The sequence below is a fragment of the Flammeovirgaceae bacterium SG7u.111 genome, from assembly GCA_034044135.1.
Taxonomy (GTDB): Bacteria; Bacteroidota; Bacteroidia; order Cytophagales; family Flammeovirgaceae.
Genome location: CP139021.1, coordinates 2,378,273 through 2,391,745 on the forward strand (window position 1 = coordinate 2,378,273; position 13,473 = coordinate 2,391,745).

Below are 13,473 nucleotides of genomic sequence, written 5' to 3' on the forward strand. Positions count from 1 at the left end.
TATGTATTGGATGTTGAAGGGATGGTGCGTTGAAATTTGGCAAACTAACTACCATTAGCTTTTTAACTTGATCATTTTTTCTCTTTTGAAAAACCAGCAACGGGTAACTAGCAACCTGAAACTTTCAGTACGTAAAAGAGGTTCGACCAGTATTTTTTCTATGGCATAGAAGTTAGTTACTATAGATTTGATCTTAAAAGATGAAGATCTGCCCACGATGATTGGGCTTCCTTACCTTTTTAAGTTCGTCGGCAGATTTCGGAGGCCTAGAACCTACGGGTGCATTCGTTGATTTGACCTTGATAGAGCTTGAAGATTTCATTGATTTTAGGAGTTTAAGTTTGAGCTATATTTTACTTTCCCCAAAGTACTCCCAAATACCCTCTTCTTGCTTTTACCAATGTTGCACATCCTTGTACATATGTTCCAGTTTTATTTTTTGACTTATTGCACAGTGTTTTGTAAAGGTTTGTTGATGTGAAAAAGAAAGGTGTTGCCCAACTTTTTTGTAAGCTTCTTGGTTCTTTGGTAGAATAAATGATAAGGATTGAACAATGAGCTTAAAAAAAGTAACACATCTTCTCCCCGCGGCACTGGTCAATATGGACGGGTTTCCCGTAAGGCAAGCAATTCCAACGCAAAAAGTCCAACAAGTCGACCCTTTTTTGCTGCTTCACCATGCAGCGGTGAAGCCTTTGTACGGCAGGCCGGCCCGCTCGCAAGGCGTAGGTCCGCATCCGCACAGAGGCTTTTATCCCGTCACGTTTGTGGTAGAAGGGGAGGTGCACCATAGGGACAGCAGGGGGAATAGCCAAGTGGCAAAAACAGGCGATGTGCAGTGGATGCATGCAGGCAGAGGAATCGTCCATAGCGAGCGACCTTCTGAAAAGTTGGTGGAAACGAGGGGAAGGCAAGAAATTATCCAGCTGTGGATCAATAGCCCAGCGAGCAGGAAAATGAACCAACCCGATTATCAGCACCTCTCAGAAACCGAAATGCCTATGCTTTCTTCCGCAGACGGAAAGGTAAAAAGCAAGCTGGTCGCTGGAAAGTATGGGGGAGAACAAGGCAAAATACGGATGCAATCGGAGCTATTGGTGATGTGGGGAGTTGCCGAAGAAGCTGGGCAGGTGACTTATTCCATCCCCCAAGGGTTTTCTTCCTGTTTGTACCTGATAAAAGGAAGTGCCAAGCTAAAAGGATATGGCTTAGTCGATAAGCAAAGCTTGGTGGTGTTTGGTGGAGAAGGCTCAGAAATGACTATTTCCACTTCGGTAGGTAGCCAGTTTTTACTGCTGAGCGGAAAACCGATTGGAGAGAAAATCGTGCAGCAAGGACCGTACGTGATGAACTCGGAAACGGAGATACTCGAAGCCATCCGCGACTACCAGATGGGAAAAATGGGCATTCTGATAGAAGAGGATTGATAACTCTAAGTAGCTGGCAAAGACGAGGGAAGTTCGATAAGAATAACACCTCAAACCCCCTCTCTTTCCGGCAAATGGATACCCTTGTTTTATCCTAGCAATCTTTGATAGGGCAGGGGATAGGCTTTCCTTTTTTAATGGTTTTTTTCTGGGGCTTGCAGCCGTCCAAAGCAAAAAGGGAAAGAGCGAGAATAAGTAGGGCGATCGTTTTTTTCATGGTTTGTATGATTGGTGACTTCTTTCTAGAACATGTTTAACATTGAAGTTGTCTAAAGTAAAGCCTTTCAGCTACGAATGGCTGATTTTGCCCTATACTTCTTCAATTTTTCTTTAAATAATCACCATTATTCTCGTCAAAATTGAATCGCTTAGAACAAAATCATCCGCTGCCACGGTGGCTCATTCTCGCGTTGAAATTCTTACTTCAGACAACTTCATTCAAACAAACACTTACAAACAAAAGTATAGCCGCTTTTGCCAAAAGCAAAAAGAAAAGTGGGAATAAAATGTTAGGAGACTTCTCGTTCAGGTCACTTTGAGTGCCTTGGAAGATATGCAACTCTCAAGAATTTTCCGATAATTAGTAAAAATTAAGGTAATCCGCTTGAATACCACAAACGACGAAAGCCCGAAGGGCTGGCATATTTATAGAAAAAGTTAGTTGAGCGGTACAAGCCCCGAAGGGGTGACATTAATTTGTTGGTTTTAAACAGCCAATTCTAAAAAAAATAGTAAGTTCTCAAATAAAACAAACAGATTGTCTTGCCTATTTTTTTATACCACCCCTTCGGGGCTACAACTAAACGGGCATACACAATTCTATAAATATTACATCCCTTCGGGATTAATAAAAAGTTGGTGGTAAGCTTCTGGAGTATTATTAAATCAAAAGAAAGAATATGTTTGATGATAATGAATTAAACAGACTATTTCATGAATTAGATATTAAACAAGGATTTATTGGATGTTCTGATGAAGAGATTTTAGAGATAGAGAGAATGAACTATCTAGTTTTGTTGGTATAAATTTATAAGTCCGTAAACTTAGGGATTATGGCAAGAAAACAATACGACAAAGAGTTCAAAGAAACCTTGATAGAATTGGTCAAAAGCGGCAAAAGCACGGCCGAGTTGAGTAAAGAGTATAAAATAGCGGACGGTACTATAAGAAGGTGGGTGAGGGAGTTTAAATCAGAAACGGGTGTTTTTAAAGACGAGGCCACACTAGCTTTGGAAAAGGAATTGAAGTCACTCAAAAAGCGGCTCAAAGACGCTGAAATGGAACGTGATATCTTAAAAAAACAGGGACGCCTGCCGGGCATAAGCTTCTCCAAGAGCGACAGGTAAGGTATGGTTTTATACTTGAACACAAGGGGGAATATCCTGTTGATAAGATGTGCAAGCTGATGCGGGTGAGCACCAATGGCTATTATAATTGGCTGAGACCAAAAGCCACAAAGAGCCCGAGCCCCTCGACCGATTATCTTAAGATGCGTATCAAGATCATCTTTGACAAGAGCAAAGGGACTTATGGCGCCACAAGGGTCTGCAAAGCCCTGGAACGAGAAAAACTGGTTTATTCCAGGTCTTATATAGCATTGCTGATGAGGCAACTAGGGCTGAAAGCTGTGATGTGCAGAAAGTATAAAGTGGCCACTACAGATTCAAACCATAAGTTCCCTGTTGCCGAGAACAGGCTAAACAGGGACTTTGAAAGCCAAGTGCTCGGCCAAAAGTGGGTCTCTGATATTACCTACATCATGGTCGGCAACAAGTGGCATTATGTGACAACGGTAATGGATTTGGCGGACAGGAAAATCATTGCCTGGGTGCTCAGTGACGACATGACAACCGAGAACACCGTTTATGAAGCTTGGATAAAAGCTAGGGAAAAAAGGGAGATAACAGAAGGCCATATCTTCCATTCCGACAGGGGGATCCAATATGCCTCAAAGCTGTTTTCATCCTCTTTTAAAGGGAATATGAACCAAAGCATGAGCCGAAAAGGTAATTGTTGGGACAATGCCGTCGCAGAGTCTTTCTTTAAGACACTAAAATATGAATGTGTCAACAGGTATCGATTTATAGATTGTGGACACGCCTTTGGCGTCATTGATGAATATATCAACTGGTACAACAATGAAAGGCTTCATTCCAGCTTAGGTTACCTGACTCCTGCTGAAAAAGAATTACAATTGAGAATTAAACAATTTGATAAAGTGGCTTAATAAATTTGTACCATTTTTAGTAGGTAGTCCAGAATGATTGGACATGCCTTGCCTGAGGAGGTAAAAACCTTCTATCAATTGCTGGGGAAAAAATTACAAAAGATTTTTACTGGGGCAGATAATGGATTCAATTCGTTGGCTTGGGTTAATGTAGAAGCGAGAAAAATATTGAAACGGTATGGTTATTTGTTGCCTAATAATTTTTTTCCTTTTTTGTTTAATCAGGGTTATTCTTTTTGTGCTATAACTGATTTTGAGATTGATGATCCTGAAGTACATGTATATATTGAGACGGAGGAGGGTTTAATAGAAAAAGTCCCATATAAATTTACAGAATATTTAAAGCTTGTAATGAGATTAAGCAAGAATTATCATTAAACCCCATTAGTCAGGACTAATTCCGCTCTTAGTACTGCGATAATGCCAACGCAGCTATAGTCGGAGCGGACGTGTCGAATAGTGGGGGGTAAAGAAAATTATATTAAAAATGCGAATCAAGGGTTAAAATCCCATTAAAATAAAAAGGGCTGAAGCAAATTTTCCAAAAGCGTGAACCATCAGCCCTTTTTCTGGCCTTACTTTTGATGCATTTTGAATGTCGACTTTTTCAATCAACCAACTAAAGAAGACTTCTACAGCCTGCCTAGTTCTTGATACAGCTTTGCCCCAAAATGATATAAAGGCCTCATTATATCGCCTTTCCCATTCCGTTTCGCCCTTTTTTCTCTTTGGAGGACATAAAAGCCGGATATTTCTTTCCTCACATAACCCTGCCACTTCCTTGCTGAGGTATGCCTTGTCCCCAAATACATTTACCGCTGTCATTGATGGGAGCAGCTCTTTAAAAACGGTGATATCATGTGCCGTAGCGGCAGTGACACCTACCCATTTCGGTATGGGCAAGGAGTTGGGGCGGTTTTGGACCAAGCAGTGCATCTTGACGCCATAATAGTAAACCCCTTTGGTCTTGGAATACGTTTTTGTAGAGATATTTCTGGCTACTTTTCCATACCGATTTCCTTTACAGAGTATAATGGGAAACGAATCTATAGAATAGTCATTCCCGTCATTTATATGTAAATCAGCATTATAGCAGAGCAATACCTCTATCAACAATGGCAAAACGTCGGACAATCGGTTTAAACGGTTATTAAATGCTTGGTAGCTAGGGAGGTCAGGAAACCAGCTTTTCCAATATTTAGTGATGTATCCATATATTTTAGAAACCTGGGTTTTCTCTTCTTCCAGCAGAGCAAAGAAATAACACGTCAATAGTTCAACATCAGTAAACTTTACCACTGTATTGTTGCTGAATCTTTGGCAATGATGGCACAATATGTTATTATAGCAGTTATCCAGAAAGCTATAAAGGTTGATTATTTTAAGTTTCACACCCTAAAATAAACCCTTTATGGCTTTTCTTTATATCAGGAAATATTTCTACCCTTGATTCGCATTAAAAGGAAAAGAGTATAACAAAAATAAATTCAATGCTAAGTAGTAATCTGAAAGCACTTTTTGTACAATATACAATTTATTTTCTGGTAGCCATATTCATATATGGAGCAGTCAATTTTTTTCTTGTAGAAGAAGAAATAAAAGAAGTAGTATTGGGACGGGATATATGTACCATTTCTATATAAAATCATGTAATCATGCCTATTTAGTTCAAGATTCTACTGAGATAGAAGAGTTAGCATTGTTTTACTCAGAGTATGATAAAACAAAAAATCATATTATCAGCTTTAGACCTAAACTAATATCTAAAACAGACTTAGTAGAAGTTTTGGAATACATTGATAAGGATTCTTCAATAGTGGAAGTTCGGGCTAAATGTTTAAATGAAAAAGGGTTAGTAGAAGGTTATACATTAAAAGAATTAATGTATATAAAACCTTGTTCAAAATGAAAGATTTTGATTTTTACATAGTATTATCAGTTGTGTCATTTGCTGATGTTTTAATACAGAAATATAAATTGGAGAAGGCAAGAGAAGAATATGCCGATGATGTAGTAAAAAAAATAATAAATAGATTTTTTCCATTTGCCCCTGTATTTCTTACTGAAAAAGAGAGGATGAGAGATGATTTTATTAAAAGACAAAGAAGGATTAATTTTGCTCTACTTTTTTTTATTGTAACTTTTATAGTTTGGATCGGTATGGGAGCTTAAAGAAATATACTGATAAAAACTTCTTTTACTGGTCGGTACGCCTATTTCGTCCAAAAAAAGCAGGATGTTCTCAAGAAAGTATCAAGAGCCCCCCCTAAAAAAACGCCGACATCGTTTCAAGTAACGTCGGCGCTGGAGACTCATTCTTCCAAAAAAGCGGGTTCTAATAATAATCCCAAAAATCGAATTTTTCGCCTACGCTTTCTTGCTTATCATTCAAGCTTGCAGCAGTTTCTTTCATTTCCTTTTGCATGGTTTGGAGCAGCCCTTTGTATTCGGGGAAAATAGCTAGGTTCGTCGTTTCCCAAGGGTCATTTTTGATATGGAAAAGCTGGGTGACTCTGGAGCCAGCCACAAACTTTCCTAGCTGTTTGGTTTCATCATCAGCTCTCACATATTCTATCAGTTTGTAGTCCCCTTTGCGGTAAGCCCGCTGAAATTGGCGATAGGCATGGTAGGTGTAGTCCCTTACCTCATCCTTTTCCCCACTAATAACAGGAAGCATGCTTTTGCCAGTAACCGAAGCGGGTTTAGGCACTTTTGCTAGGTCACAAACTGTGGGGAAAATATCGTGGATGTAGCAAAATGCATCAATTTTTCTGCCCTTGTCTTTTATCGCACCACCAGAAATGATGAAGGGGACATGGATGCCATCTTCATCGTACACGCTTTGCTTGCCTAGCAAACCATGGTTGCCTACGGCAAGGCCGCTGTCACCTGCCAGCACGATGATGGTATTTTCATATTGTCCGCTGGCTTTGAGTGCTGCAATCACTTTGCCTATTTGCTCATCTAGGTGGGTGATGATTGCGTAATAGGAAGCCAATTCTTTTTTAGCGATGTCTTTTGTACGTGGCCAAGGGGCGAGTTGCTCGTCGCGAAGAAACATATGCCCATTATCAAAGGCATGTTGGGCTGCATAAGAAGGCGTAAGTTCGATTTCCGAAGGCGGGTACATGTCCAAGTACTTTTGAGGTGCTTGCCTAGGGTCGTGCGGGGCATGAAAGGCTAAGTACATGAAAAATGGATTTTTCTCTTCGTAGTTTGTAATGAAATCAGAGGCGGCTTCGGCAAATATTTCAGATGTGTGCGGTCCATTTTTCTCCGTTCCTATCGGTCCTCTTTTATCACCTTTGTTCATCAACCGTCTCGATACCTTTCCCTCTTTGTTGTAAGTTAGCAAATAGGCGCTGTCAGCGGGGAATAAGTTTTCTGCATCCCAGTCCCAGAGAGGCATCCTAAAGTGATCGACCAAGTAGCGACTCAGTCCCATCATTTTGTCACCAGAGTTGAAAGATCTTGCCAAAGAAGCCCTGTCTTGGTGCCATTTACCAATTGCATGTGAGTGGTAGCCGGCTTCTTGAAACGCTTCGCCTATAGTAGTATGATCTGTAGGAAGGCTTCGTCCTATTTTATCAAGCTGGAATACATCCCTTCCCGTATGGAGCATGGCCCTGCTGGCTACGCATGTTGCCCCAGTGAAAGCGCCCATGAGGTAGGCAGAGGTAAAGCTGGTTCCATTTTCCGCTAGTTTATCTATGTTTGGTGTTTTTACGGGCATTCCACCAAGGGCATGGATACCGGTAAAGCGGTGGTCATCCGTGAAGATAAGCAGCACATTAGGTTTCTTTTTTTTGCTTCTTTTCTGTGAAAAAACCAAAGTCGTTGTGCCAGAAAAAGTCAGCCAAAGGATTAAAAGTTTCAAGGTAAATTTCATGTGAGTATTTGCTATTTTTTGATAATCAATTCTTTGTTAAGTTCCACTCCATTTGAAAATGCACTTTGGATACTTTCATCCTGAACATCGTCAAAAAGGATAGCAGGGCGGCCATCGTCCGAAAGCGTATTCAAGTGGATGTTTTCTATTCGCACTCCTTTTGCATGGCGCAAATAAATGCCATAGGCAGGCAAGGTGCCTACCAGGTGGAATTCAGGCCACCATCCGTCCAGTGTTTCCAAGGTGTACTCTTTGATCTCTTTTTTAGCCTCTTCTTTCGTTCCACCACCTTTCACGCTAAACTGGATATCTTTCAAAATGATGTTTTCAATAGAATGACCGGGCATGCCAGTTATGAAAATTGCAGAGTTTTTATCAAGTTCGTTGTTGTCGGCTATGATGTTGCTAAAGGTAAAATGATGCATGGCTTTCATTGGGTACATTTCCTCGGGAGCATCCACACAGGCTTTTTGTTGGCAAAAGGTCATGAAAATAGGGCGGGGCACATTTTTCATCACCAGGTTTGAGAAAACCATATTTTTCATCTCCCCACCTTCGTTGAGTTGGATTTTAAGGCCAGAATCTTGGATATCGTTAAAGGTGCAATTGGTTACGGTTACAGATTCAAAATCTCCTCTTGAAAGCAAGCCGATTCGCATTCCTGCCCATTTGCTGGTGAAATTGCAATTGGTAATCACTACATTTTTACAAGGCTTGTCTTGGCGAGAAGCTTGGAGGCAAATAGAATCGTCGCTGGTATCGAAAGAGCTGTTGGAAACTCGAACATTGGTGCAGCCGTCGAAGTCCAGCCCATCGCCATTGCCATTTACCCGGCTTTTGATGCGGATGCCATCCACCACTATCTCGTTACAATAGAGCCAAGCCGAAACCCAAGCAGCAGGGTTAATTATGGTGATGTCCCGCATATGAATGTCATCGCAGTTTAGGAAGCGCATAAGCATGGGGCGGCCTCCTTTTTTGTTGGTAAAAAACTTGGGGTGTCCGTTGCCATCAATCGTACCGTACCCTTCTATGGCGAATGACTTCACATTCTTGGCAAAAATGAGGCATTTGTTCATGTGAGGCTCTTTTTTGTACATGTTTTTGTGGGTGTCATCGGGGTAGTCGGCTATATCGGGACTGCCCAAAAGAATGCCTCCGTTTTCCACATGAAGCGTTACATAATCTTTCAAGTAAATAGTGCCGATCACCACTGTTTTTCCCGAGGGGATGATGACCGTTCCTCCACCGTTTTGGGTACAAGCATCTATGGCAGCTTGTACAGCTCTGGTGTCTTTGGTAGTTCCATCGCCTTTCGCTCCAAAATCGAGCACATTAAAATCCTTGGCAGATAAAAGCTGGGGGGAAATGAGCAAAAAAAGTAAAGCAGTTAGTAGGGTATTTCTATGAGTTTTCATGGTGTGAAGAGTTGGAAATAAAAAAAATGGCTTGGGCTTTCTATGCCCAAGCCTCTATCAATCTATTTTGTCACTTTCAGTTTAAAAGCCTGATACCTATTGGCATTGGAAAGGCGTAGAATATACAGACCTTGTCCTAATCCGTCTAGTGGAACTCTGGTTGCCCCAAAGTTTAAAGGCATTTCTTTTAATATCTTTCCTTCTATGCTTATCAGTTCCAAATTTTCCTCAAATTCAGATTGGATATTTACAAAGTCTTTGGCAGGGTTCGGGTAGATTTTCAAGTTTTCTACCAACTCCGCAGGAAGTCCGGCTACTATGTCGTCGTCAATTCCGGCTCTAATCACTACAGCACCTACTCCTCCCGACTTTCCATCGGGGAACTTCACCTCTACGGTGTTCAGCTCTTTGAGTAATTTTCCATCTACCTTTATGATTCGGGTGGTAGCATAATCATCGTTAGTGATGCGTTCGGCGCAATCTTCTACAGGAGATGCCAGTTTTGTGCCGTTAAGGCTGATCTCTATTTCTTTTCCATTTGCCTTATCTCGGCTAACTCCTACTCTCAATATAGCATATTTTGCTTTTTGATATTCAGGAACCTGAACTGTGAAAGATTTTGAGCCGTTGAATTTTACTCCCGTTTCTGAACTGTAATAGGGGATTTCATTTACCTCGGTTTCCTCTTCTATATCGGCATCGTAGGTCACGAAAACAACAATTGATTCTTGTGCGCCTATGTTAATATTTTGAAGGGTACTGATTTCACCTTCCGCCAGATTTGGACGGAAATCTTCTCCTCTGCCCAGTCTCCTTATTTTTATTTTACTGATAGAGTTTCCATCGTTGTCTACATTCACATTGATAGTTCCTTCTGTGTTGCTCTGGTTGTGGAACAGCATCGTCATCACATTTTTGTCCACAAAAGTAAAATGTTGGATGTCCGTATCGCTGGTATAAGATTCTACCCTGCGTCCCTTTACATCATCGAAAAAGTTGAAGAAATGGATAAGTTTTGCTTCGTGCCACACATCGCTGTTTTTGTCAAAGTTCTCCTTCACCAAAAGGCTTGAGTAATAGGTCGGATCCCAACCCGCAGATTCTAATAAGATAAATGGAACAGATTTTTTGACAATATGAGGGTGGTTCATGAACATCAGGGTATTGGCAATAGCACTGTTCACCATAATGAAGTTGTCGATGCTTCTTTTCTCCATTTCGTGTAAAAAACCCGAGCCGGGGAAATACTGGTCGGCTAACTTATCGAGCGCATACGTTCTGTTGGCACCATCAGGAATATATCCGCCATGTTCGCTACCTACAAACGTGAACTCTTTTCCATATTTATTATAGGTGTGGGCTGCGATGGCATCAAATACGCTTTCTTCGGGCAAACCAGATGAAACTCCTCCTACAAAGTCATTTTCGGCATCTTCCCATCTCATATAATCATAGGTATGGAAGGAATAGAAATCGAGAGAGAAATTTGTCCTGTCAATAAAATCAGTAATCTGGTTAAGGTTGCCGAATTCTTTTTTATAAAAGTTGCCAACCGAATAACAAGGACCACCTATTTGCGTGTTTATTCCCATCTCATCAAACTTCGCCTTTGCTTTTAGGTGGTGGTCTATAAAGCGTTGGTCTCCCCAAAATTTCCAATGAGGCTCATTTATTAGTTCGTAGAAAGGGGGGCGTTTAAAGTCGGTGTATTTGTATTTGAAAATATAGGCAAGTAGTTCTGCTGCCGCATCGTTATTGGTGGGAAACTTTTGGTCGTGTGCATCGGTAATGGTGTATTGCTCCATAAACGAAGGGTAGGCATTATGCCCTTCATGCGCTGCTAAGTTCTGGTTGGACGCCCATGTAGTCTTCAAAAAATCTGCTACATTATCGTCGTTAGCATTTGGGACGAGTTTGTTTTTCAGATAAGTTGTATCTGCCCAGCCAGTTCGGGTAGGGTCTTCTTTTACCGAGTTGCCCCAGTTCACTTCTCCTCTCACTATCTGGAACTTTCTGCCCACTGTCATTTCCAATTCTTTGAAATAATAATCGAAACGCTCTTGGGTCTTGATCTTTGAAGATATTTCATCAACGCTGCTCGCTAAGTTGAAATACTTGCTTCGGTTGAGGTTTTTCTCTCCATTAATGGCTGCACTTACTTTGGGCGAAACATCGACCGTGATTTGCTGCTGGGCATAGAGCGAACCCGAAAGGGAAAGGATGAATAGTGTAATAAGTACGTGGACATAAGAAAGCGTATGTTTGGGCGAGATTATTTTTTTGTTAGGCGAGACAAAAAATCCTTGCATAGCAGAGCTACGGAATGATTTTTTAACGAAGCATAACGGAAAAAGAAATAGTCCAAATTCACGATTTTTTGTGTTCACGTACTTAAGGTAGTGTTTGTAAATTCTTTTCATATTTCATTGATTAAAAAGGATGGATCAAAACCACCAAAGAAAGGCAGTGCCTTAATATGGGGTTTGAGTAAAATTATTTAGCTGGTATGTTTTTTTCCTAATGTCACAACTCTGTTTCAATTCGAGTTGATGGGTATTTGCGACTCCTAATTTTAGAGATTCTGAGGGGAGAAAGGGGATGTTATTTGGGTACTCCAATGGGGAGATATGCCTAAAAAGGCATATTCCCAAAAGAGTGTTCGTCGGTACTAAAACAAAGTCTAATATCTTTATTTCATTTTTCATATTTTATTGAGAAAGCGAATCTCAAGAAGTTCTTATCTTCTATGCTCTGCCAGTTCAGGCGATCATTTTTATCATTGTTAGTGTTTAATCGAGATGCAATGAAGCTATTTTTTGTGGTGGGAGCAAGTCAAACGTTTGCATTGGCTACTACTCCTATATTTTTGATTTTTAGATGTGTTAAGTTGCTAACTTGACGATTGGTATATTTATACCATTTCCCATTTTTTAATCATAGAAGTATTGTTTTCACAATAAAAAATCAAAACAACAAGGAAATGAATATGAAATCAAGACAGTTATTTTTAATGCTTGCCATTTGTGTGGGAGTTTTTTCAAGCTGCTCAAACAAGGTAGAAGAAGAGGTCAAGAAGAAGCCCAATATCATTTTTATTTTTGCCGATGACCAAGCTTACAACACCATTCATGCTTTGGGCAATGAGGAAATTATTACGCCTACCTTGGACAAGATGGTGAACGAAGGCACAACTTTTACCAATGCATATAATATGGGCGCTTGGAATGGTGCAGTGTGCCAAGCAAGCCGGGCAATGCTCAATACGGGCGTGAGTGTTTGGAGAGCGCAAAAGGCTGATAAAGTAATGGGGAGTTGGGCTAAAGAAGGTAAGATGTGGGGAAACCTGATGCAACAAGCGGGTTACAAAACGTATATGACAGGAAAATGGCACGTAGGCACCAGCCCAATGAACTGTTTCGACTCGGTAACGCATATCCGCCCAGGAATGCCAGGCGATGCGTGGGATCATGCAGCGATGATGAAAGTTTTCAAAGATTCGGTAAACACAGGTTTGCTCACGGCACAAGAAGTTATGCCTGTTGGCTACTGGAGACCAGTGGACGAAGCCGATACGGTTTGGCAGCCTTGGGACAAGAAGTTTGGTGGTTTTTGGGAAGGTGGAACTCACTGGAGCGAGGTGTTGAAAAATGATGCGCTTGGTTTTATAGACGATGCTACCCAGCAGGAGAAACCTTTTTTTATGTACCTAGCCTTCAACGCTGGGCACGATCCTAGACAATCCCCTAAAGAATTTATAGACAAATATCCTTTGGAAAACATTTCCTTGCCGGCTTCTTACACACCAGAGTACCCCAACAAGGAGCTGATTGGTTGCGGTCCCGACTTGCGAGATGAAGCACTTGCACCATTCCCTCGTACCGAATATTCGGTGAAGGTGAACCGCCAAGAGTATTTTGCCCTCATCACCCATATGGACGAGCAGATAAATAAGATTTTGGAAGCAGTAGAGAAAAGTGGTCAGGCCGATAATACTTATATTTTCTTCACTGCTGATCATGGCTTGGCTATTGGAAACCACGGGTTGCTAGGCAAGCAAAATATGTACGAGCATAGTATGCGCCCGCCACTTATGGTAATTGGTCCAGATGTTCCTAAAAACCAGAAAGTAGAGGCAAATGTGTACCTGCAAGATATTATGGCTTCAACCTTGGAACTAGCTGGTGTGGAAAAACCTGCTTATGTGGAGTTCAATAGCCTGATGGACTTGGCTAAAGGGGAGAAAAAAGAGAGCCATTATGCATCTATTTATGGTGCTTATACAAATTTACAGCGCATGGTCCGCAAAGATGGCTTCAAGCTGATTTTGTACCCAAAGGCAAATAAAGTGATGCTTTTTGACCTCAAAAATGACCCTGAAGAATTGACCGATTTGTCAGGTGATGAAAAATATGCAGAGGTAAAAAAGTCGCTGTTCGAAGAGTTTTTGAAAGTCCAAAAAGAAATGGGTGACCCATTAGATATTACTAGTTTACAGGAGCTTATTTAAGCTGA

9 protein-coding genes and 1 pseudogene are annotated in these 13,473 nt (G+C 41.0%); 5 read left to right on the top strand and 5 right to left on the bottom strand.

Going from position 1 to position 13,473, the window contains the following annotated elements; all coding sequences use genetic code 11:
* The first annotated feature begins 554 nt into the window (after window positions 1-554).
* Complete coding sequence (locus R9C00_09300) at window positions 555-1,427, top strand: pirin family protein (protein WPO37645.1); 873 nt, start codon at window positions 555-557, stop codon at window positions 1,425-1,427.
* A 94-nt stretch (window positions 1,428-1,521) separates the two neighbouring features.
* On the opposite strand, the gene R9C00_09305 is transcribed toward R9C00_09300, so the two are convergent.
* A complete protein-coding gene (locus R9C00_09305; GenBank protein ID WPO37646.1) occupies window positions 1,522-1,644 on the bottom strand; it encodes a hypothetical protein in 123 nt (40 codons plus the stop codon).
* A gap of 835 nt (window positions 1,645-2,479) precedes the next feature.
* On the opposite strand from R9C00_09305, the pseudogene R9C00_09310 reads away from it, so the two are divergent.
* Both R9C00_09310 and R9C00_09315 read left to right on the top strand, forming a co-directional pair.
* A pseudogene (locus R9C00_09310) lies at window positions 2,480-3,654 on the top strand (IS3 family transposase).
* A 33-nt stretch (window positions 3,655-3,687) separates the two neighbouring features.
* The gene (locus R9C00_09315) at window positions 3,688-4,032 is read left to right on the top strand and encodes a hypothetical protein (protein WPO37647.1); all 345 of its coding nucleotides are present in this window, start codon (window positions 3,688-3,690) and stop codon (window positions 4,030-4,032) included.
* Window positions 4,033-4,155: 123 nt separating this feature from the next.
* On the opposite strand, the gene R9C00_09320 is transcribed toward R9C00_09315, so the two are convergent.
* Window positions 4,156-4,953, bottom strand: coding sequence for a transposase (locus tag R9C00_09320; protein ID WPO37648.1), 798 nt, complete (start codon window positions 4,951-4,953; stop codon window positions 4,156-4,158).
* Between the two features lie 606 nt (window positions 4,954-5,559).
* On the opposite strand from R9C00_09320, the gene R9C00_09325 reads away from it, so the two are divergent.
* On the top strand, window positions 5,560-5,826 hold the full coding sequence (locus R9C00_09325; protein WPO37649.1) for a hypothetical protein: 267 nt from the start codon (window positions 5,560-5,562) through the stop codon (window positions 5,824-5,826).
* 163 nt (window positions 5,827-5,989) lie between these two features.
* Here R9C00_09325 and R9C00_09330 read toward each other — a convergent pair whose 3' ends face one another.
* From R9C00_09330 to R9C00_09340, 3 genes are all read right to left on the bottom strand, one after another.
* A complete protein-coding gene (locus R9C00_09330) occupies window positions 5,990-7,543 on the bottom strand; it encodes a sulfatase-like hydrolase/transferase (GenBank protein WPO37650.1) in 1,554 nt (517 codons plus the stop codon).
* Window positions 7,544-7,554: 11 nt separating this feature from the next.
* Complete coding sequence (locus R9C00_09335) at window positions 7,555-8,961, bottom strand: glycosyl hydrolase family 28 protein (GenBank protein ID WPO37651.1); 1,407 nt, start codon at window positions 8,959-8,961, stop codon at window positions 7,555-7,557.
* Window positions 8,962-9,023: 62 nt separating this feature from the next.
* Window positions 9,024-11,270 carry a T9SS type A sorting domain-containing protein gene (locus R9C00_09340; protein ID WPO37652.1) on the bottom strand — a complete coding sequence of 749 codons (2,247 nt, stop codon included), beginning with the start codon at window positions 11,268-11,270 and terminating at the stop codon, window positions 9,024-9,026.
* A 671-nt stretch (window positions 11,271-11,941) separates the two neighbouring features.
* Between R9C00_09340 and R9C00_09345 the strand changes: the two genes are divergently transcribed.
* On the top strand, window positions 11,942-13,468 hold the full coding sequence (locus R9C00_09345; protein WPO37653.1) for a sulfatase-like hydrolase/transferase: 1,527 nt from the start codon (window positions 11,942-11,944) through the stop codon (window positions 13,466-13,468).
* The last annotated feature ends 5 nt before the right edge of the window (window positions 13,469-13,473 follow it).